18 protein-coding genes are annotated in these 23,694 nt (G+C 27.6%); 7 read left to right on the top strand and 11 right to left on the bottom strand.

Translation table 11 applies throughout. From position 1 onward, the window contains the following. The first annotated feature begins 35 nt into the window (after positions 1 to 35). Entirely contained in the window at positions 36 to 485 is a 450-nt protein-coding gene (gene rpiB, locus BFL38_RS05770; protein ID WP_069726166.1) for a ribose 5-phosphate isomerase B, read from the top strand. 68 nt (positions 486 to 553) lie between these two features. Here rpiB and BFL38_RS05765 read toward each other — a convergent pair whose 3' ends face one another. The 9 genes from BFL38_RS05765 to rpsF all read right to left on the bottom strand — a co-directional run bounded on the left by BFL38_RS05765 (position 554) and on the right by rpsF (position 10,975). Further along, positions 554 to 2,140 (bottom strand): ankyrin repeat domain-containing protein, encoded by a 1,587-nt coding sequence (locus tag BFL38_RS05765; protein ID WP_069726165.1) that lies wholly within the window; start codon positions 2,138 to 2,140, stop codon positions 554 to 556. Positions 2,141 to 2,476: 336 nt separating this feature from the next. Next, complete coding sequence (locus BFL38_RS05760; protein ID WP_069726164.1) at positions 2,477 to 4,084, bottom strand: AIPR family protein; 1,608 nt, start codon at positions 4,082 to 4,084, stop codon at positions 2,477 to 2,479. A gap of 507 nt (positions 4,085 to 4,591) precedes the next feature. Further along, positions 4,592 to 6,328, bottom strand: a complete 1,737-nt coding sequence (locus tag BFL38_RS05755; RefSeq protein WP_069726163.1) for a protein-disulfide reductase DsbD family protein — start codon at positions 6,326 to 6,328, stop codon at positions 4,592 to 4,594. Positions 6,329 to 6,590: 262 nt separating this feature from the next. Next, on the bottom strand, positions 6,591 to 7,751 hold the full coding sequence (locus BFL38_RS05750; protein WP_069726162.1) for an MFS transporter: 1,161 nt from the start codon (positions 7,749 to 7,751) through the stop codon (positions 6,591 to 6,593). A 250-nt stretch (positions 7,752 to 8,001) separates the two neighbouring features. Continuing rightward, complete coding sequence (locus BFL38_RS05745) at positions 8,002 to 8,580, bottom strand: flavodoxin family protein (RefSeq protein ID WP_069726161.1); 579 nt, start codon at positions 8,578 to 8,580, stop codon at positions 8,002 to 8,004. Between the two features lie 72 nt (positions 8,581 to 8,652). Beyond that, positions 8,653 to 9,603 (bottom strand): aldo/keto reductase, encoded by a 951-nt coding sequence (locus BFL38_RS05740; RefSeq protein ID WP_069726160.1) that lies wholly within the window; start codon positions 9,601 to 9,603, stop codon positions 8,653 to 8,655. A 223-nt stretch (positions 9,604 to 9,826) separates the two neighbouring features. Continuing rightward, the gene (rpsR, locus tag BFL38_RS05735) at positions 9,827 to 10,156 is read right to left on the bottom strand and encodes a 30S ribosomal protein S18 (RefSeq protein WP_069726159.1); all 330 of its coding nucleotides are present in this window, start codon (positions 10,154 to 10,156) and stop codon (positions 9,827 to 9,829) included. Between the two features lie 30 nt (positions 10,157 to 10,186). Next, a complete protein-coding gene (gene ssb, locus BFL38_RS05730; protein WP_069726158.1) occupies positions 10,187 to 10,615 on the bottom strand; it encodes a single-stranded DNA-binding protein in 429 nt (142 codons plus the stop codon). 12 nt (positions 10,616 to 10,627) lie between these two features. After that, positions 10,628 to 10,975, bottom strand: a complete 348-nt coding sequence (gene rpsF, locus BFL38_RS05725; RefSeq protein WP_069726157.1) for a 30S ribosomal protein S6 — start codon at positions 10,973 to 10,975, stop codon at positions 10,628 to 10,630. Positions 10,976 to 11,217: 242 nt separating this feature from the next. Here rpsF and BFL38_RS05720 point away from each other — a divergent pair, with 242 nt between their 5' ends. After that, positions 11,218 to 12,120, top strand: a complete 903-nt coding sequence (locus BFL38_RS05720) for a hypothetical protein (protein ID WP_069726156.1) — start codon at positions 11,218 to 11,220, stop codon at positions 12,118 to 12,120. Positions 12,121 to 12,278: 158 nt separating this feature from the next. Further along, positions 12,279 to 13,727, top strand: a complete 1,449-nt coding sequence (gene gatA / locus BFL38_RS05715; RefSeq protein WP_069726155.1) for an Asp-tRNA(Asn)/Glu-tRNA(Gln) amidotransferase subunit GatA — start codon at positions 12,279 to 12,281, stop codon at positions 13,725 to 13,727. Between the two features lie 80 nt (positions 13,728 to 13,807). Here gatA and BFL38_RS05710 read toward each other — a convergent pair whose 3' ends face one another. Together BFL38_RS05710 and yedE are read right to left on the bottom strand one after the other, a co-directional pair. Next, positions 13,808 to 14,041 (bottom strand): sulfurtransferase TusA family protein, encoded by a 234-nt coding sequence (locus BFL38_RS05710; protein ID WP_069726154.1) that lies wholly within the window; start codon positions 14,039 to 14,041, stop codon positions 13,808 to 13,810. 255 nt (positions 14,042 to 14,296) lie between these two features. Further along, complete coding sequence (yedE, locus tag BFL38_RS05705; RefSeq protein ID WP_069726153.1) at positions 14,297 to 15,382, bottom strand: YedE family putative selenium transporter; 1,086 nt, start codon at positions 15,380 to 15,382, stop codon at positions 14,297 to 14,299. A 139-nt stretch (positions 15,383 to 15,521) separates the two neighbouring features. Here yedE and BFL38_RS05700 point away from each other — a divergent pair, with 139 nt between their 5' ends. The 4 genes from BFL38_RS05700 (at position 15,522) to BFL38_RS05685 (ending at position 23,600) form a co-directional block, all read left to right on the top strand. Further along, the gene (locus BFL38_RS05700; RefSeq protein ID WP_069726152.1) at positions 15,522 to 16,346 is read left to right on the top strand and encodes a DUF2262 domain-containing protein; all 825 of its coding nucleotides are present in this window, start codon (positions 15,522 to 15,524) and stop codon (positions 16,344 to 16,346) included. A gap of 170 nt (positions 16,347 to 16,516) precedes the next feature. Beyond that, positions 16,517 to 16,867, top strand: coding sequence for an aspartate 1-decarboxylase (locus tag BFL38_RS05695; RefSeq protein ID WP_069726151.1), 351 nt, complete (start codon positions 16,517 to 16,519; stop codon positions 16,865 to 16,867). A 20-nt stretch (positions 16,868 to 16,887) separates the two neighbouring features. Next, entirely contained in the window at positions 16,888 to 21,189 is a 4,302-nt protein-coding gene (locus BFL38_RS05690) for an acyl-CoA dehydratase activase (protein ID WP_069726150.1), read from the top strand. A 380-nt stretch (positions 21,190 to 21,569) separates the two neighbouring features. Next, positions 21,570 to 23,600 (top strand): AAA family ATPase, encoded by a 2,031-nt coding sequence (locus BFL38_RS05685; RefSeq protein WP_069726149.1) that lies wholly within the window; start codon positions 21,570 to 21,572, stop codon positions 23,598 to 23,600. Positions 23,601 to 23,694: the final 94 nt, after the last annotated feature.

Raw genomic sequence — 23,694 nt, 5'->3', positions numbered from 1 at the left:
TATTATAGATTTAATATATAAAAGGAAATAACATTATGAAAATTGCTATTGGATGTGATCATTCAGCTTTAGAATTAAAAAAAGAGATTATTAAATATTTAGAAGAATTAGGACATGAAGTAAAAGATTTTGGTACTAATAGTACAGAAAGTATTGATTATCCTATATATGGAAAAAAAGTTGCTGATGAGGTAGCAAGCGGAAGATATGAAGGCGGTGTTTTAATATGCGGTACAGGTATTGGTATATCATTAGCGGCAAATAAAGTTAAAGGTATAAGGGCAGCAGTATGCAGTGAGCCTTATTCTGCTAAACTTTCCAAACAGCATAACAATTCCAATATAATAGCATTCGGAGCTAGGGTTGTAGGTATTGATTTAGCTAAAATGATAGTAAAAGAATGGCTTGATGCAGAATTTGAAGGCGGACGCCATGCCAGAAGGGTAGGTATGATTACAAAAATAGAGAATGGCGAGGAAATTTAATTTTTTTATAATTAATAAAATAATAAAGGGCTTTAAGTTAATCAAAAAACTAAAGCCCTTTATTATTTTTATTTATTGTATTCTTCTATTAAATTATTAAAAAAAACTCTTTCTAAATCAATAGCTTTTATTCTGCTAGTATGATTAAATTTAGCAGCATCTGTTTTATAATTATAATAATGCTCTTCTTCTTTTTTGTTATTATCTGATATATTATACTTAGAGAAAGAAAATTTATCTAAATAAAAATCATTATTTTCTATTATAAATGTATAATAATATGTACCATCATCTGTTGCTTCTATTGTGACATAATTTCCTGATGAGGCAATATCATAAGTTTTTGAGTAGTTATCATTTTGCATTGGATAAAAGCCTGTTATAAACTCTGCTTTATTTTCATCGTTTTTATCTCTTTTCCATATAGTTACATAATTAAAATATTTATCGTTTACTTCAAAATCATGTACATATTTTTCCATTGATATAAGATTTTCTACATATTCTTCATTTAATATATGACTTTGTATTAAAATATATTTTTCATTATTATTTGTAAATTCAGTTTGTGAGGCAGGTGAATAAATATAGCTTGTATCTGCAAATTTAAAAGTTTGAGATATTTTATTTAATATTCTTATCATCAAATCTGCATTATTATTTACAGTGATAACAGTATTAATTAAATTTGTAGGATTTAAAACAGGAAAATTTTCCATCAATACAAAAGATATATGGCTATCATTATGGATACTTTCTAATTCTTCTGTATCTTGAAAGCAGTGAATAGTAATATCCGCATTTTTCTCTTTTAAATAATCCATAATATTATACTTTTCATAATAGGCACTATACATTAAAGGAGTTCCCACATAACCATCTCTCATTCTGTTTATGGAATTAATATCAGAACCAAGTTTTAAAAATAATATTACTAAATCCAAATTATCAGCTAAAATGGACTGAAATAATAAATCACTTTGTAATTGATAATCTATATCAGAAAAATAATAACCTGCAGATTCTAACTTTTTAATCAATTTTGATATTAAATTATAATTATTATTTTTTAAGTCAATTTTATTATACACTGTATTATAATCAAAATTAACTCCTGATTCTAATAAATAATCTATCATATTATCAGTATAATTATAATTTAGTATTTTAGTATCATCTAAACTAATGCCATGTTCAACAAGCCATTTTACTAAATCATTATAAGCATAATTTCTATAGTCAAGTTTCTGCATTAGCATTAATATACTGTTTCCATCTTCATCTTCGCTATTTATCCCTTTCAAAAGTAAATCTTTAATATTCTGCATTCTTTGTTTTTCTTCTTCTCTTCTTTCTTTTTTAGAATTATCAGATATTCCATAATTTGCTAATTCTGTGTCAATGGTTTTGTATAATATTTCATCAATTTCTTCTTCTGTATATGGTTTGATAGGATATATATTTTTAAATTCTATTTTTTTCTTTCTTGTTTCAGTTGTTTGCTGATTTATAATTTGATTTGTATTTTGAGGAATATTATTATTTACTATTATATTTGTATTGTTATTAACTGTTGTATTGTTTTGTGTGTTATTAGATTTGTTACTACAGCTTATTAAAATACTTAAAGATATCATTAATATAATTTTTTTCATAAACTTTCCTTATTTATTTTTTAAATATTAAAAGTGTTCTAGCATTATACTAATTTATTTTTTAATTGTCAATTTTTATGTTGTTCTTTTTACCTATTTCATGCATTACGACACCATAGCGGAACTTTGTCGATGTACATCTAGCATGACTAACTCATATTAAATTTATAATGATGTATATTAGTACTTGTTTACCTAATTATGGTATATATAGTGGGTTGATAATTTTTTATGTGAATTTATAATTTGGATAATAATCACATTAATGTTATTGAGATGAATAATTTTATTATTACATTATTTATAATATGATGGATTAAGCCTCATATTAAAAGATCATTTGATATATTCTAATATTATTTCTGTGGATTTTTGAGATTTAAAAAAATTAGTGTATGTAAAAGTTTTTATATTATCATTTCTATATTGTTGTACTATGTTATTAATTTTATCCATAGCAATATTAAATATTTCTATTGTTTTATTTTCATCAAAATTTTTTTTTAGTTCTGGTAAGATTTTTGTCATAAAAAATAAAACGGAATACAAAGAATGCGGAACGTGTTCGTAATTTGAATTTTGGTATTTTTCAATTATACAGTCATATATGTAAAAAGATATTAATAAATCATTATATATATCATCTCTTTTATATACCTCAGAATAGTATTTATTAACTAAATAATTTTTTGCTCTTTTAGCCTCATGTGGTATATCCATATATATAGAACAATATATTTGAAGTAATTTTTCAGATATTATGTGTTTTTCTAATAAGTTTTCTTCAGAATTCCTTTCAATTATTAATGATATATTTTTAATCGCAAAATATTCTTTTAATGTTTTTAAATTTTTTATATTTGATTTCAAATCAAACATTGTAATTTTGTTTTGATTATTTGTTCCTATTACTATTTGTTCTATCTTTTGATCATCTGTTGTTTGATATATTCTTAGCAATATAGAAGAAGTTACAAATATTTCATTTGTTTCATCTTTTTTAAAAATATTGTATAGTATTTTACTTGTTTGTCCCCCATTAACTATATATGGATCTTCTAATTCCATAATTGTTTGTCCTTTTAAAGTTTTTTTCTCGGCTCTTTTACATATAATAGATATACCATTATTTTTATACCAAAACATTTCAGGATCATTTATTATACTTTTTTCTATTTCTTTATTTAAACTTGTTTTTAACAATTTTCTTATATTTTTATTTAAAATATCATCTCCAATTTCTGAATATAATTTACAAATTTCATATGTATTAACATTAACTATATATGATAATATACCTGTGTTTATAGTTATACAATCTTTTGTATTTAAATTTAAAATGTGTGTTCTATTGGTTAATTTATTTTTATTTAGGAAAAATCTTGATTCAGTAATTACATTTATTTCAAATAAATTAGAATGTTCTTCCTGAAATTCTGATAATTTAATTTTATCTAAATCTGTTATATCATTACCATTTGTAACAAGAAATAAATTAAAATGCACTTTTTCAATGGGTAAATCTTCAAATTGTTTATATTTTTTTGAAAAAAAATCATTAAAATTTACACTATTTAATTTTTTATCAATGAATATTTTTTTGATACTATTTAAAAAATCATTTATATCCCTTGATCCTATAGTTGATGATAAATTTTGATCATTATGATATTTTACTTGAAATAAATTTATAATTATATCATCATAATCATCATCATCTATATAAAAAATATCTATATTATTATCATTTGGACCATCTGTTATATCATTTAATATTTCTACAGAGTAATTTCCTATGTAATTTTGTAGGGTATATATATTAAAACAATATGGAATTATATTATCTCCTTTTATTTTTCTTTGCTCTAAAAAATTTTGAATTTCTTTTTTATTACTTAGTTCTATTAAATGTTTTTTTAATATTTGATTTTCTAATTTATTCATAAAATATTTCCCTATATTATTTAGTCTACAATAATATTGTAAATTATAATATTTATTTTTCAATGGAACTATAGTTTGTATTTTTTACTTTTTTAATATAAAGTGTGGTTATTTGTAAAACCACAGATATAAAAATCAAAAATAAATTTAAAAATATTTATAGGGCTTTGCCTCGCACACTGCTTCTTTTGTTGCCGCAAAGAACTTATATCATCGATAAACTCGGATGCGTTTTGCGAAAGGATATATTTTACGAAACGTGCTTTTTGCAAGGTGTGCTTAAATTTAATAGTTTATATTACATGTAAGATAATTTTAGTATGATGTAGTATTAATTTTATACTTGCACTTTCGAGAAACGTGCCTTTGGCAGCAATTTTTTGCGGCGGAAAAAGTTGAATAAAAGAATTGACAAACTTAATAATTTTCAGTATATACTAATATTTTTTAATTGTCAATTCTTATAAATAAGGTTAATTAAACTTGATTAAAAAATATTTACAAAATTTATTTATTAATTATTTTCTCTAAATCTTCTTTTATACTCAAAGCCATTTCATCATCAAAACTTGAAAATGAATTCTTTGTGTATAATATGTTTTTATCACTGTCTATTACTATTATCCAAGGAAGCCATTTAACATTATATTCATCAGAAATATTTTTGTATTTATCAACATCAATTTCAGTGAAAATTAAATTATCATCTATAAACTTTTTAAGCTCTTCATTAACAAATACTTTATCTTTAAGCTCATAACAATTAGCACACCAAACAGCAGAGAAATCTATTAGTATTGGTTTGTTGTTTTGTTTTGAAAGCTCTAATGCTTCACTGTATGATATAGTATTTGAAACTTCGCTTTTTTGTTTTATAAATCCGTAAGTGCATCCTAATGCTATTGATATAATGACTACAGAAAAAAATGTTTTTAATTCTAAGGCACTTAACATAGCAGATTTATTTTTTATTATGTAAACTAATACTGCAAATACTAATATTGTAACAGACGCTAATATATAACTTATTTTATTAAAGCCCAAAACTCCAAAAAGTATATTAGCATAATAGAAACTTATTATCATCATTAGGAAAGTGAAAATATATTTAACATATACCATCCAAGTTCCAGCTTTAGGCATTTTTGTAAGTATTGAAGCAAATGTACCAAGAACAAATAATACTGAAGCAAAACCCAAAGCATAAACAGCCATGTATAAAGTTGCAAATACAGGATTAAGAAAACCAATTTCTAAAATAACCGCTATTATAGGAGCAGCACAAGGCGTAGCAACTATTCCAGCAAGAAGCCCCATTATATATTTATGAAATAATGACTGATTTTTTTTGCTGTATGCATTTGTCTTTGCTGACTGTAAAAAGCTAGGAGCTTTAATCTCGTAAAAACCTGCCATTGAAAAAGTAAAATACAAAAATAGTAATACTAAAATAGTCAGTACAATAGGATTATATCCAATGCTTCCAAAAAGAATAGTTTTATGAAAAGCAAATCCAGCAATAGAAACTACAGTACCCAAAAGAGTATATGTTGTGATTACTCCTAATGCAAATAAAAGAGAAGCTAATACACTTGATTTTTTATTGTTTTTGTTATTAGTTGTTGTTCCTAAAATAGACACTGTTATTGAGAGCAACGGATAAGTACAAGGTAAAAGTACAGATGCAAGCCCTGCTGCAAATATTAAAATCAATGTTATAAATATATTATTGCTTCCTTTTATGTAATTTTCTATAGAACTGGCATTTTCTGGTTTTTCTTCTGTTATATTATTGTTTATTATATTAATTTCTTCCCCGTATATTACTTTACTTTGAGGCTGCAGACATACATTATCTTTTGCTGAACATAGTTGATAGCTAGATTTTATAAAGTTAATTTTATTTATATCAACATCTTTTAATATAAACTCTTGTTCGCCTTTTATTATAATGTCATCATGATATTTTTCACCTTTAGGATATATTGTATTAATTTGTTTATTGTCTGCAAAAAATAGTATTTTATTTGCTATGCTTGACTCTAAATATGCATAATAATTATTTGGTATACTTGCCTTTACTATTAATTGATTATTATTTGTAATTAATGTAAAAGTTATTTCTGCATTTTTATTTAAGCTATCAAATGCATTTAAATTCATAAGATTATTATTTTGAGCTAAAGAAGTACATGCGGTAATAAAAATTAGAATTATAATATATTTTAATTGATTTATATTCATTATTATTGTCCCATTTTTATCATATATTTTGTTTGTATATTATAACATTTATTTTAGTATTTTGTTAAAAAATGTGGATTTTTTAATAACTATCTTTATAATAGAGTTCATAAAAAATTATTTTGATTATCATATTTTGATACAATTATAATATTAAATAATAAGAATACTGTAAGGCTCAACAATAATTTATACAGTATATCAATATATTTGTAATGTTATAAAATAATATTCTATATAAAATGATAAAATTATCTAGTATCTAATTATTATTATTTACTTTATGCTTAATATAATGTCTGAAATACAAAGTGAGAGTTATTGCTATAATCATTATTATTGCTGCATACATAGATAAATCTTTATACTGCACTCCAAATGAAATTAATATTCCTCCATATTTAGCACCAATAGCATTTCCCAAATTAAAAGAACTTTGATTAAATGTAGAAGCCAAATTCGGTGCTCCTTTAGCCTGCTCTACAACCAAAGACTGCAGCATAGGACATATTGCAAATCCTCCTATACTCCAAGCTATCAAATCTATTATCATAGGTATAAGTTTTGTATTTACATATAGCATTATAATTTGAATTATTATCATTAAAATCATTATTGAAATTAAAGATTTCATCAAACTCTTATCCCCAAGTTTTCCTCCTACAAATGTTCCTATAGTAAGACCAGCACCAATATAAAATAATACTTTTATAACAGTTTCTTTATTAACCATAGTAACTTTTTGAAGTATAGGGTCTATATAAGTAAATATTGTAAATAAACTAGCTGATGTTAATACTGATAATAATAGAGGTATAAAAACTCTTCTATGTCTTAATATCTTAAACTCACTGATAACATCCCCGCTAGGCATAGGCAATTTTGAAGGAATTGATACAATTAATGCTAATATGGCAAGCACTCCTATTGCACTAACAAGATAAAAAGTAGCCCTCCAGCCAAACTGCTCTCCTATATGAGTGCCTATAGGAACACCCAAAATATTTGCTAAACTTACACCCATAAATACTATCGCAATAGCCTGAGATCTTTTATTTTCTCCAGCCATATCAGAAGCAACAACAGAAGCTATTCCAAAGAAAGTTCCATGACATAATGCAGCAAGCACTCTAGCTGCCATTAAAAAATTATAATTTGGGGCTAAAGCACATAAAATATTTCCAACTATAAACATAATCATCAAAAAGATTAAAGTAATTTTTCTTGAAAGCTTCATTGTTAGTATTGCAAGCAGAGGAGCACCTACAACAACCCCCATAGCATACATTGAAACTAAAGTTCCCGCTTTGGGTATGCTTATATTTAAATCTCTGGCCACTTCAGAGAGAAGCCCCATTATAACATATTCACTTGTACCAATACCAAATGCAGAAAAAGTAAGCATAAATATAGCAAAGGGCATTTTTAATAATCTCCAATTTTTCATTAATTAGCTGTAAATTTTATATTTATTTTTTTATCTGTCAATCGATATTTTAGAATTTTATATATTTTTTTAAAAATTATTAATATAATTATAATTTGTGAAGAAATGAATTTTTTAATTTATATATTTGCATATCTAATGCTTTTATATACTTTATCTACTAAATTTATTTTAATTATAAAATTTTAAAATAAATAAAAATATATGAATAACACTATGATATTTTTTATCTTCTATCTAAAGCCTTCATCAAATAAGCCATATTTTCACCAAGATTTTTTATAGTTTTTATTCCTTCTTCATCATTTTTTACATCTTCAATATCTTTACCAAAAGCAAAAGTCCAATAGCTTGATCCTGCTAAAAACATATCCTGAATAATTAAAAAATGATTCATAGCATCAATCGCATTCAAAGCCCCACCTCTCCTCAAAGCACAAACAGAAGCACCAGCTTTATATTTAAATAAGTTTTTATCCCTATGCATATCAGAAATAATAGATGACCTCTCTAAAAATGCCTGAAGATTAGAAGAAATATTCGCACTATAAACAGGAGATGCTAGTATGATGCCATCGGCATTTTTCATCTTCTCAAAATATTCCTGAAAATTATCATTTCTATGCACGCAGTTAGTTTTTTTAGCACAGCCCCAGCATGCTTTACAAGGTTCTATCACTTGTCTTGCTAATTGTATCATTTCGGTTTCAATTCCTTCTCTGTTAAGTTCTTCAAATATTATGTTTACAAGAATAGCAGTATTTCCATCTTTTCTCGCACTTCCATTAATAGCTAATACTTTCATTTTTTAACACCTCTTTTAATATATAAAAATTAATATTTAAACATTATTTTTTAGTTTTTATTTATTATAAAACTATTTCATATTCTCTTCCCAATCTCTTACTGTTTTTATATTAGTATCATCTGCCAATTTTTCTAAATATTTAATTTCATCTTCTTTTAAGATAATATTTATAGTCTCTTTTGCTTCTTCAACTTGATGTACTTTTGTAACTCCGATAATTGGCAATGTTCCTTTAGATATAGCCCAAGCAATGCTAACTTGTGCGGGGCTTGCATTATATTTTTTTCCAACAGTTTTTAAGCCTTCAATCAATGCTTCTAATTCTTTTAAGTGAGAATTGTAAGCTTTATCTCTCGCAGTATCTTTTTTGAATGGATTTGAAATATTATATTTTCCTGTTAATGCTCCTTGTTCTAAAACCATATAAGAGAAAAACGTAATGCCTTTATCTTTAGAATATTTTAATATACCAGAGTTTTCAGAAAATCTATCTAATAGACTAAAATGATTTTGAATAGCTGATATTTTTAAACCTTCTTTTGCAAGTATCTCTTCAGCTTCTTTAATTTGTTCCATATTGAAATTTGAAAGCCCTATATTTTTTACTTGTTTATCTTTAGCTATTGGTATTATATAATTTATCCATTTTCTAAAGTCTAATGGGTTATGAATCCAATAAATATCTATTTTGTCAGTATGAAGACGTTTTTTACTTTCATCAAGCATTTCTTGAATAGGATTATCAGATTTTCCAGCTATTTGAGGAGTAAATTTTGTTGAGATTATGATATCATCTATATTTGACAAAGTTTTAATAAAATTACCCAATATACGCTCTGAAGTACCCTCTCCATAAACAGCAGCAGTGTCCCATAAATTTAGCCCTAATGACATTGCCCTATCAAATACAGGTTTTAATTCCTCTTCAAATAAACTATTTCCAAAAACTTGATCGCCTCCTGCTAAACCTGCTCCCCAAGACCAAGCTCCTAATGCTATTTTAGGCATTTTTACTTCCATAAAATTAACTCCTTATCATATGTTATTAAATTATTTTGGATTATAAATATTTTTTCTATAATATCAAATATTTAATTGTTATATTTAATTATGCTTAATAGGTATGTAAGTGAGATTATTATATTTATTAATTATTAATATTTTATTACAAAAGAAAAGAGTTAAAATAAAAAAGCCGCCGTAAATAACAGCAGCTTTCATAATTTTTATATTTCAGTAAAAATTAATATCTAGTTTCATAAGGTAAAAGTGCTATATTTCTAGCTCTTTTAATAGCTTTAGTAACTAATCTTTGATGTTTAGAACAAGTACCGTTTAAGCGTTTAGGTATAATTTTACCACTATCTTTAACATATCTTTTTAATAATTTGATATCTTTATAATCTAAAACATCAATATTATTTTTGCAGAAATAGCAAACTTTTTTCTTAAAGAATTTTTTTCTTCCGTCTTTTTCATTAGCTTCTTTATTGAAATGAGGCTTTCTTTCAGCTTTAGTTTTCACCTCTTCTTCGTTATTATTATTTTCTACATTATTATTTTCTAAATCCATTGTTTTTCTCCTAAAAAATTGAATTAATTATTAAAATGGTACTTCATCATCATCTTCAAAACTGCCTAAATCAACATTTCCGCTAGAAGCAGAAGGAGAATAGGCTGTATCCATACCAGGAGCAGCATTAGCAGAAGTTCCAAGCATCTGCATAGACTGCATAATGATTCTTACTTTAGATCTTGCAGTATTAGTATCTTTATCTTGCCATCTTTCCTGTCTTAAAGTACCCATCACAGCAACTTGCTTTCCTTTTGTAAGATATTTGCTTACAGTTTCAGCCATTTTTCCAAAAGCAACAATATCAAAGTAATTAACTTCAGTAGCATTTTTGCTGCTTACATAATAATTATTTGCTATAGAAAACTCAGCAACAGCACTTCCGCTAGGTAAATATTTAGATACAGGATCTGCTGTAAGTCTTCCTATTAAAGTTACACTGTTAAAATCTGTAGCCATAATAAAACCTGCTTAAGCCTCTTTAGAAGCTTCTTCATTAAGATTTTCTTTATTGTTTTCTTTTTTATTTTTTTGAATGATTTCATCTAAACGAACTATTATGAATCTTAATATGCTAAGCTCATAACGAAGTTCTTTTTCAATGCTTGATAAACTGCTGCCGTCGCATCTAAAATGGTAATAATAGAATTTACCCTGATTAACTTTACGAATAGGGTAGCTTAAATTATGAATACCATAATCAGCTTCATTAAAGATTTCAGCATTATAATTTTGAAGAATAGTTTTTACATGATCTTTTGCATTTTGATGCACAGCGTCATTGATTTCTGTTACGAATAATATTTCATATTCTCTCATCGTTTTTAACTCCTTGGACAAAGCTTCTCTGAGTTTGTATTAATTTTGTCTCTATAGAAGCGAAGTATGTATTTTAATCAAAATATAATAAATTATTTTTTACAAAAAGTCAATATATATAACTTTATTATCAAGTTATGTTTAATAAAGTATAAAAAAATATCCGCAAGTAAACATAATGCATTTGATTTTATTATTCAATAATAGTATAATAATAAATAATAAAAATCTTGGAGAACAAAATGAAAAAATTGCTAGTTATGTTTTTGTTTGTAGCTGTAAGTATCTCTGCTTTTGCGTATGAAACAGTTCCATATATGTTCCATAATATGGTTCCTTATGGAATTACACCAGATGAAGTTAATGAGATATTAATGGCTTCTAATTTCTCTTCAGCTGCTGCTGAACCTATAAGCGGTACATTTTATGTTAGTAAGTATCCTGATCCTGATTTAGTATGGTATAATCCTCATACTATGAAATGGATAAATGTTAAATTTACTACTAATGATGTTTCAGAACTTTTCACAAGAGATCCTGGCATTTTATATTTTAACTATGTAGTTACTAATGAATTTAAATGTATGACAGTCAGAGCTGATAATATTAACGATGATGCTACTTTAGCTGGAAAAGAAACTAAATGGGCTTATAAATTCTTCTTTCATGAAGATAAATTATTTGCTGTAAGTGCTGTTTATGAAGGTGATTACACATTAGAACAGTACAAATCAAGAAATGAAGGTAAAGAATATGCTCACCCAGGTTATGTAATGTCAAGAGGTTTATTCAGCAGAACTTTAGGCGGTTTCCATATGAAATACGGCGGTTTCCATAACAGCGGATACACTACTTTTGATGATTTTACTTCTATGAGATATGGTAATTATGCTAATAGTGCCGCTAATACTTCTTTAGCAGTTTATTATGCTACTTATGCTGGTAAAAGTATTAACTTTGTTGCTTCTTATGTAGATAATTTCAGAATGCAGCCTATAGCTAATAGATTCCAAAAATCATATTATGAAAATTATTTTGATTTTGCAGATGTTCCTGTAGGAATACCACCTGAAATTAACCCTCCTAAAGATGAAAATGCAGATGAGAATAATAATAATACTCAAGCTACTGATAATGCTCAGTAATTATAATTGATTTTAATAAATAGAGAGTCTGTATTTTGCAGGCTCTCTATTTTTTTATATTATAGTTTAAAAAATATATTTATTTTTTGCAAAAAAGATTTATACATGATATAATCTTCCAAATTAATAACTTTTATTAATGGGAGAGGTTTTTTATTATGGAGTTAAATGAATTGACTATAATTCAAATAAGAGAAAAATTAAAAAATAAAGAAATAGATGCTCCTACATTAGTTGATTCTATCATTAAGAAAATAGAAGAAGACAATAAAAGAGATGATAAAATATATGCATATATTGAAATTTTCAAAGAGGAAGCATTAGAACAGGCTAAAAAAGCACAGGAAAGAATCAATAACGGAGAAGATTTGCCTTTGCTTGGAGTTCCATTAGCTATTAAAGATAATTTATGTTATAAAGATCATTTGATGACAGCTTCTTCAAAGATGCTTGAAGGTTATAAAGCTCCTTACACAGCACCAACAGTTCAAAGATTAATAGATAATGGAGCTATTATTATAGGAAGAACTAATATGGATGAGTTTGCTATGGGAGGTACTACAGAAACTTCAAATTATGGAGTTACTAGAAATCCTAAAAACAGAGCTCATGTTCCCGGAGGTTCTTCAGGCGGTTCCGCTGCTGCAGTTGCTGCTGATTTTGCTTTCGGTGCTTTGGGAAGTGATACAGGCGGATCTATAAGACAGCCGGCTTCTTTCTGCGGTATAGTTGGTGTTAAGCCTACTTACGGCAGAGTTCCTAGACTAGGCTGTGTTGCTATGGCAAGCAGTTTAGACCAAGTGGGACCATTAACTAAAGATGTTAAAGATGCTGCTTTAATGACTAAGATTATTTCAGGATTTGATCCTAAGGAATCTACTACTTTAAATATTCCTGTACCTGATTATAATTCTTATTTAGATGGAAATATTAAGGGTATGAAAATAGGACTTGCTAAAGAGTATTATGATACAGATTTAATATCTCATGATGTTAAAGAGAATGTTATGGATGCTATAGGTAAATTAAAAGATCAGGGTGCTGAAATTGTTGAGATTAGTTTGCCTAATGCTAAATACGGCTCAAGAGTTTACACAGCAGTTATGGATGTTGAGGTTGCTTCTAATATGGGAAGATATGATGGTATAAGATACGGATATCACCCTAAAGGCGATTTTAATTTAGATGAATATTATTATACTTCGAGAAGTGTAGGACTTGCTTTTGAAACTAGAGCTAGAATATTATTTGGTACTTTGATGACAGGTAAAAAATTCTTTTACAGCCATTATCAGCATGCTTTGAAAGTAAGAAAACTTATGCAGATGGATTTTGATAATGCATTCAAGAATGTTGATGTTATAATTTCTCCTACTTCTCCTGTAACTGCAGGTCTTTTAGGTACTAGAGATCAAACAGACAGTGCTTTAAGTTTCTTGGCTGATAGTTATGTTTCTAATATTAACTTGGTTGGTTTACCTGCTATGAGTGTACCTTGCGGATCAGATAAAAATAATATGCCTATAGGTATACAATTTATTACTAAACAATTTAATGAAGTTGATATGTTTAGAATGGCTTATGCTCATGAATTGGCTAATAAATAATTGAAGTTAGTTTTGAAAATATAAGGGGGCTTTAATGCCTCCTTTTTTTATGTATTTGTAAGAATATTTAATGATATTAATTATTTTACTTTTGTTAAAGTTACAAGTATATCTTCATTTTCTATATTTTTGAAAGTTCCTTCATAACCGTATTTTTTGCATCCTCTGATAACACTTTCACAGCTTGAATGTCCGCTTACTAAAACTTCTATGATTGTATTTAATTCTATATTATTAATAGCCGCACATTTTGCCTGAAAAGAGGCTTGAGAACATGACATTCCTCTAGTATCCACTTTTATAGTATCTGGCATATAAAATCCTTTTAAATTAATCTAAATATATATAATATTTTTAAAAAATTATATAAGTTTTATTTAGAAAAATTCTTATTATTATAATAAGCATTATATTTTTATCTAAATCTTTGCCCCTGCCTTGTATTATCATAACTTTATTAAGTTTTAAGAATACAAAGCAGAGGCAAAGTTTATTATATTACTTCCAAAAATTTGCTGTATTATCTCTCTTTTTTTATCATTGCAGCACACGGCTGTGAAAGAGATATATCACTCAGCTGTATTTTCTTTCATTGTAAAACCAATGATTATACAAAATACCAATCCTAAAATAACAGCTCCCATTCCATAAGTAGTAGGACCAGAAGTAGAACTTGCTAAATTAAAGTTATGAGCAAATCCGGCACCAACTAACATACCTATAACGAATATAAAACTGTCCATATTTCCTTCCGCAGATTGTATAACTTGTCTTCCCGGACATCCTGCACCTAAAGTGAAAGCTAATCCTGTAAGAATCATTGATACAGTATTCCATAAAATATTTGTATGGGCTATTGGCTGATTTTCCATAGATAAATTAAATCTGCTTGTAGCTATATTAACTATAAAAGCAGCAACGATAAAAGCTATAACGCCTTTAGTCATATGGAAATCTTTCATAAATATTCCGTCTCTAAGTCCGCCTACAGTACAGAATCTTGATTTTTGTGCTATAAATCCTATTACTATAGAAGCTATTAATGCTATTGCTATAGGAGCCTTCATGCTTCCAGGACCAGATTCAGAGAAAAATATAGGACCGCCTTCAGAAAATTTAGTTTGTTTTAATAATAAAATTAATAGAATTATTGCTATCACTAACGGCAAGAATCCTACTAACTTATTTTTATAAGCTTTTGGCTGACCTAAAGAAAAATTTTGTTTCCAAAAGAAAACTCCTATTCCTCCGCCTATAATGATACCTATTAAACCAAATATACCATTAATATCACCTCCTGCTACTCTAAGCAAAGTTCTCCAAGGACATCCTAGAAAAACTAAAGCTCCTATCATAGCAAAGAAGCCTAAACAGAATCTTATAATAGGTGAACTTCCTCCCTTAGGAACAAATTCCTTAGAGAGCATTGCTGAAACTGTAGCACCAATAACAAGCCCAATTAACTCAGGTCTTATATATTGTACTGCAGCCGCTCTATGTAATCCCAAAGCTCCAGCCAAATCACGGGTGAAACATGCTATACATATACCCATATTGGCAGGATTTCCCATTACAGCGAGCCAAGCAGCTATAGCACCTATAACAGCACCAGCTATTATAACTCCTATAGAGCTTGTGAAAATGTTTTTATTCATTTTCAACTCCTTTTATATATTTTTTGCAATTTTATAATAAAAAATGTTTATTATCAATATATAAGTTTTTTTTTTGACAATTATTGTTATTTGTTTTAAAATAAATTATTAGTTTATAATACAATTATGGATTTTAATTATGTTTTATTTGCAAAAAGAAAGTGAATTTTTAGAAGAGTATAAAGATGCTGCTTTTATAATAGGTTCTCCTGATTTCTTTGGGGCTAGGGCAGAAGATGATGATAAGATAAATGTACTTATGATGTGCATTGCATATAAAGATATTGAAACAGGGCATATAGAAAAAAATAAAAAAATAGTTGTAAGAATGAAAATTGATGAAAAAGAATTGGATTATTATAAAAAGATAATAAAGAGAGAGTCTGTTGTAAAATTAAAAGTAAGATACGAAAAAGAACAGGGAGATGAGCTTGCTGAGTTTTTGCTTGCTGATATTATAGATAATAATTACAAAGATGAAGATTTAAATAAAATGCTTAAAGAGTATTTAAAGCCTATTTATTATAATGATGAAGTTCTTGGTGATTTTTTATATAATAGAATGGTAGGTTCTTTTGATAAAGAGATTGAATGGCTTAATAATAAAAAAGTGCTTATGGCATTTGATGATTCTAATGAAAATGATAAAAATAAAGCTGTTAATTTTTTAAGAGATATATTTTTGGATAAGGAAGAATTTGACAAAAAAATAAAGGATTACTCTGCAAGAAAGATTATCAGAGAGGGTAACAATATTTCTTCTAAAAATGGAGGAAATACTATTGATGAGGATTTGTTTATTAAGGAGTTTATGAGTAAAATTGATTTTTTAGAAATTATAGTTCATGAAAAAGATGATTATGTTAATTATAGGTTGGGAAATAAGAGAGTTTTTAAAATGGATATAATTGCTGAGGGTAATCTTAGCGGAAATTTATTTAATGCTTTTATAAGTCCTTTTTAGTGAAAAATAGATTTTTTAGTATTACATATTAAATGTATAAAATGTATTGTGCTGAAAATAAAAACCATAGTATATAATAACTATTATTAATAAATATTTATATTTATAATATTGACATTTTCTAATATAATCGGTAAAATATTTTTAAAAATGATTATGGATTTTTATATATGATGAGAAGTGTTATAAAATCCAAAATAAACAGACTTACAGTTACAAGGACAGATTTAAACTTCAGAGATTCAATAACGATAGATGAAGCTTTGCTTGATAAATCAGATATAATGGATGGTGAGAGGGTATCTGTTATTAATTTGAGTAGTGATATTCGCTTTGAAACTGAAGTTGTTAAAGGTATAAGGGGTACAGGTATCATAGGTATAAATGGAGATAATGTTCATTATGCAAAAAAAGATGATACTATAATAGTTCTTTCCTACGGGCATATACCGGAGGAAAATATAAAGAATCATAAAACTAAAATAATATTTGTTAATTCGTATAATATGGTACTTGAATAATAAAAATTAGGAGAGATATTATGGAAAAAATTTTCAAAGCAGGTATTGATATTGGTTCAACTACTGCAAAAATGGTTGTATATGATAATGACAACATGATATTTAAAACTTATGTCAGACATAATGCCGACATAAAAGATACATTATTATCTATACTTGATAATTTACAGGCTATGCATGGTGATTTGAAACTTTCACTTGCTATGACAGGTACAGCGGGTATGGGTATATGTGAGAAGACAGGAGTTAGTTTTGTACAAGAGGTAATTGCTTCTTCAACAGCCATTAGAAAGATTTATCCTTATGGAAGAACTTTGATAGATATCGGAGGGGAAGATGCTAAAATTATAGTATTTGATGATAACTTCAAAGCCGATATAAGAATGAATGGTAACTGTGCAGGCGGTACAGGCGCTTTCATAGACCAAATGGCTACACTTCTTAATGTTCAGCCTTCAGAACTTTCTACATTAGCAGAAAAATCAACTTCTATATATCCTATGGCAAGCAGATGCGGAGTATTCGCAAAAACAGATGTGCAGACTCTCATAAGCCGTGATATTCCTAAAGCTGATATTGCTAAAAGTATATTCCAAGCTGTAGCGGTTCAAACAGTTAATACTTTAGCTAAAGGTTTTGAGATTAAGCCTAAGATATTATTTACAGGCGGTCCTTTAACATTCCTTCCAGAATTAAGAAGAACTTTCTTAGCTCTTTTAGATGCTACAGAAGATGACATGTATACTGTTGATCACCCAGAATTAACAGCTGCAATAGGTGCTGCTTTCGGGGAAATAGAAGAGCAGACTATAATAAAAGTTTCTGATTTTACTAAATTAGTTCAAAATATTTCTGCAGAGGTAAAAATTACTAACTCTAAAACAAGAGAAGCTTTATTTACAAGTCAGGAAGAATATGAACAGTGGCAGGAAGATCATAGCAAAGATAAAGTAAGAGCTGCTGATGTTTCTACTGTTAATGGCAAAAATACATTCTTAGGTATAGACTCTGGTTCTACTACTACAAAAATAGTTATTATCGATGAAGACGGACAGGTAGTATTAAGACATTATAGAAACAATAATGGAAATCCTGTTGGTGCTGTTACTGAAGGTCTTACAGAGATAAAAAAAGAATTAGATGAAAAAAATATTAAAATAAATATAGCAAGAACTGCTGTTACAGGATATGGTGAGGATTTAATAAAAGCCGCTTTCAATATGGACGAAGGTATCGTTGAAACTATGGCTCATTACAGAGGTGCTAAGGCTTTTGATAAAGATGTCAGCTTCATACTTGATATAGGCGGACAGGATATGAAGGCTATATTCATTAAAGACGGTATTATAGAAAATATTGAAATTAATGAGGCTTGTTCTTCAGGATGCGGTTCATTCATAGAAACATTTGCACGAGGAATGGGTTATAAAGTAGATGATTTTGCTAATATTGCCTGCGAATCTGCAAGCCCTTGTGATTTAGGAAGCCGCTGTACAGTATTTATGAATAGTAAAGTAAAACAATCATTAAGAGAAGGTTCTTCTGTTTCTGATATTTCTGCCGGTCTTGCTAAAAGTGTTACATTAAACTGTTTTACTAAAGTATTAAAAATTACTGATACTTCTATTTTAGGAGATCATATAGTAGTTCAAGGCGGTACTTTCAAAAACTCTGCTGTTCTTCGTTCTGTAGAAAAATTCTTAGATAAAAAAGTTATTCGTCCTGATATATCTGAGCTTATGGGTGCTTATGGCTGTGCATTGCTCGCTTTGGATACTTATAATACAAAAGAAGAAGAGACTACTTTTATAGGTTTGGATAATTTACAGGAAGCTAATGATTATGAAAGAAAACAGCTTACTTGTAAAGGATGCGAAAACCTCTGTACTGTTACAAGATTAAAATTCAAAGATTTAAAATCATTCTACACAGGAAATAAATGTGAAAGAATATTCTCAAATAAAGGTACAGGCGAAAAGAAATACGGTATGGATATTACTCAGAAAAAACTTTCGCTTCTTTTTGACAGACCTTTAGCCCCAGCAGCAGATGAAATAAAAGGTACTATTGGTATACCTCGCGTACTTAATATGTATCAAAACTTCCCATTCTGGGCTACTATACTTGTAGAATGCGGATACAGAGTACAGTTATCTTCACCTTCTAGTATGGCTATAGCTGAAAAAGGTTCTGGTACTGTTATGAGTGATAATATATGTTTCCCTGCTAAAATAGCTAACGGACATATATATGATTTGATAGAATCTAAAGTAGACAGAATATTCTATCCTTCTGTAGTTTTAGAAAAAACTGAAGATGACGGAAGTTTCAATAGTTATAACTGTCCTGTAGTAACAGGATACCCTGATGTAATAGACAGTTCTATTAGCCCATTAACTAAATACGGCATACCTTTTGATGCTCCGACAATTTCTTTCTTGAATGAAGATTTATTATATAAAGGCTGTAAAGCTTATTTTGTAAAAGTGCTTGGAATAAACAAAAAAGATTTCGACAGAGCTTTCAAAATGGCTTTAAAAGAGCAGGAGAGAATAAAAAAAGAATTAAAAGCTGAAGGAAAAAAGATAATAGAACATGCCAAAGAAACTCAGACACCTACTATACTTATAGTAAGCAGACCTTATCATATTGATCCATTAATCAACCATAAAATACCTGAAACTATTGCTTCATTCGGTATTAATGTGCTTACTGAAGACGGTCTTGATATAGATGAATCTCTTGCTGATGTACAAGTATTAACTCAATGGTCTTATCCTAATAAAATGTTTAAAGCTGCTTTATGGGCTGCTAAACAAAATGATATGAAACTTGAGGTTGTTCAAATTAATAGTTTCGGATGCGGTCCTGATGCCACTACTTCAGATGAAATAAAATCTATACTTAATGCTTATGGTAAGAGTCCTACTTTGGTAAAAGTAGATGAAATATCAAGTCCCGGAAGTATTAGATTAAGAATACGCTCTATGATAGAAAGTATGAAAATGAAAGGCGATTTCATACCTAAAGAAAAACCAGAAAGAACTATCATTAAGAGATATGAGAAAAATGATAAAAGAAAAATACTTGTTCCTAAATTCGCTCAATTCTATGACAGCATGATACAAACTCTTTTGGAAAGAAGCGGATATGAACCTATAGCTTTACCAGATCCTGATATAGAATCTGTAGAATTAGGTTTAAGATATGCTAATCAGGATATATGTTATCCTGCAACTATTGTAGTTGGTGATATTATAAGAGCAGTTCAAAGCGGGCAGTATGATCCTAATGAAATAGCTGCTGGTATTACTCAGACAGGAGGACAATGCCGTGCTAGTAACTATGCTTCTCTTATAAAAAGAGGTTTAATTAATGCAGGTTATCCAGATGTTCCTGTTGTTACTGTAGGTCTTACTGTAGCTAATGATCAGCCGGGTTTTGAAATATCAAAAATGGATTTGATGAAAGAAGGTGTTGTAGCTATGCCTTATGCTGATGCTATATCTACAATGTATTACTACACTGCAGCCCGTGAGGTGAAAAAGGGAGAAGCTTTGGCTCTTGCTAATAAATATATAGCTTTACACCCTAAAGATTTTGCTCTTAAACCTACTGATAAACTATTAAAACAAGCTGTTGCTGAGTTTAATGCTATTGAAACTAATGATTTGGATATGCCTAAAGCTGGTTTGGTAGGTGAGATTTATGTAAAATATAACAACTTTGCTAATGGAGATGTTTGCGATTGGCTTATGGCTAAAGGAGTTGAAGTAATAGTTCCGCCTGTATTTGACTTCTTTGTACAGAAAGTTATAAGTGAACAGGTTAATAAAGAAACTCATGCCAGAGAGGTATCATTCCTTGGATATTACGGCTCTAAACTTTCAGAAAAAATTATTGATGTAAGAGTAGATTCTATTAATCAGATAATGTCTAAATTCAAAGGTTTCAGACCTGCTCATCATATTCGTCAAATAGCTGAAAATGCTGCTAAAGTTACTGCTATGACTAACCAATTCGGAGAGGCTTGGCTTTTACCTGGTGAAATAGCTACTTTCGCAGAAGAAGGTGTTAATAATGTACTTTGCTTACAGCCTTTCGGTTGTATTGCTAATCACATTATAGCACGAGGTATTGAAACTAGACTTAAAACTAGATATCCTAATTTGAATCTTCTTTATTTGGATATGGACGCTGGTGCTAGTGAAGTTAATACTATAAACCGTTTAGAGTTTTTCGTTCGTTCTGCTAAAGACAGTATGAACAGTGTTATGGCTGAAGAAAGTATAAAAGATGAAGTTGGAGCTTATGCTAAATAATTAGTATTAGTTACTTAAAATATAAAAAAGATTATATAATGAAAGGCTTACAGATTATAATAATTTGTGAGCCTTTTTTATTTACACTTTTTGAGAGCTGGAGTTATTACAAATAATAGACTTATTTGAAGAGTACTTTATAAGATTATACATAAAATTTTAGTAATTTATTAATTATAAAAATAATGTTTTATATATTGTATAAAATATTATTTAAGTATATAAATATGCATTCCTTATTATCAGGTGTGCTGTACATGATGCTTAACTGTAACTTTATCAGCATGCAGATGAGACTTACTTAGCATACAGCTCAATGGCAGCATCTTAAAATAAGTGGATAAAAAATAATAAAGACATAAAAGTAAAGGATAAAACTTATGAAAAGATATTTAACAATAAAAAATTTCAGAAACATTAACCCTATAATAGTGAGCAAAGATGCATCAGATAAAGAAAAAGAAAATGAAGTAAAATACGGCAGATTATATCTTAACGGCGATGTAGAGCAGGGGGCATTAATAAGTATCATAGGAGCAAACGGCACTGGTAAAAGTAATATACTTTCCGCTATAGAAAAAGCATTTAAAGGCGATATAGATGATAAAATAGATAACCCTAAAATAGAAGGTTTTATAGGATGCAAACCTGAATTAGAAGTATTTATTGAATCAGACAGCGGGCTTATATACAAAGGTAAGTGTGAAACTATAGAGGTAAAAAAACAAGGATATGGCGATGAATATGAATATAAATATAAACTTGTATGGGAATTAGAAGAAAATAAAATTAATACTGATAGTATATTAATCAAAGATTATCTATTAAAGATAACAGATTATATATTTAAAACCGAAATGAACATAGATGAAAATAATAATAAAAAAAATATAGATGAAAATAATATAATTTATAGATGGAATTATATTTATGATATTTATAAAAATAATTATGAACTTGATAATAAATCAAAAAAAGAATACACTTATGAAGATATATTAAATTATACTGTATCAAAAATAATGGATATAATTTCTAAGTACAAAGAAAATGAAAATATAGATAAATTAAAATTATTAATTAGCTTGCTTGATAAAACATTCTATAGAGAAAATGAAACTTCTAAATATTGCGAGTTCAATTTTAATGAAAATTTAATTGATAAAAATTATTTTGAAAAATTATTATATATATTAAAAGAAATTGAATGTAAAGATATAAACATATATGTTCATAGAGAAAATATAAAAGACAGCGAGCTTACAGTAAAATGTTATGGAACTAGAATAGATAATATTATATATAAATCTAATTTTCTGCGTTCATTATTCAAAGCTTCTGATAATATGGAAATGTATAATAATTTAATAGAAAACTATACTGATATATTATTGGATGTTGCTTTTACAAAGCAGACAGAAAGTGAAATAAATAAGCTTTTTGAGAGCACTGTATCAAAAAAATTCAATGAGCTTTATAAATCAGATAATGAATATAAATTTAAAATAGCATTAGAAGAGCGTACTATAAAAATATATTTTGAAACTAAAAATGGACTTACAAATTTAGAAAATGAATCTGAAGGCTTTAATTGGTTTTTTAGTTTATTCTTTAATACAATAAATCCTAATGAATTAAAAAAAGGTGATATAATAATAATTGATGAACCAGAACAGCATTTATCAGTACCTTTAATAAAAGAACTAAGAAAATTTTTAAAAGAGTTTGCAAAAGACAATGGAATTACCATAGTAACATCCACTCAAATCCCTTATTTTGCTGATATTAATTATTTAGATGAATTAAAAATAGTAGAACCTAAACAAGATGGTATGGGGGTAAAAATAGAAAATGATTTCTCTGCAACTTACGGGAAAGTAGATACATTAGAAAAAATTATCAATGCATTTGGGGTAAAGCATATAGATGTTATGAGAGATACTAAAATAGTATATGTTGAAGGTATTATAGATTATAATTATATTACAGCTTTCAAATTATTAATGGAGTATATAGAAAACAAAGAAATAAATACAGCTTTTATGCCTATTAACGGGGTGGGAAGACCTAATGATGAAAGACAAAAAAATGATATAATAGATTCTTTATTTAAACTTTCTAGTAAACCAATTTTATTAATTGACAGTGATATTTCAGCAGATCAATTTACAGAATTAGCAGAAGGAACAAGTTTGAAAATAACTCAGCTTAAAGATATTAATCCAAATTTCATTACAATAGAAGATTTATTTGATGATAAAGATAAACAAATTTATAAAATATGTAAAAATCATAAAGATGCTTTGATTTCTGCTTTGTTCAAAAATAATATAATAGACTATTATAATGATAAAAAAATATCTCAGACAACTATTGATAATTTCTTTAAGGTTATTAGAGAAATAGATTAATGAAAAATGATACTAAAAATAAGAGTCATTGTATAGTATTATTATATCTGATTCATTGAAGTATTTAAATTTAGAATATAAATTTAAAAAAATT

The organism is Brachyspira hampsonii, assembly GCF_001746205.1.
Classification (GTDB): domain Bacteria; phylum Spirochaetota; class Brachyspiria; order Brachyspirales; family Brachyspiraceae; genus Brachyspira; species Brachyspira hampsonii_B.
This window is presented reverse-complemented; position numbering and strand designations above follow the sequence as displayed.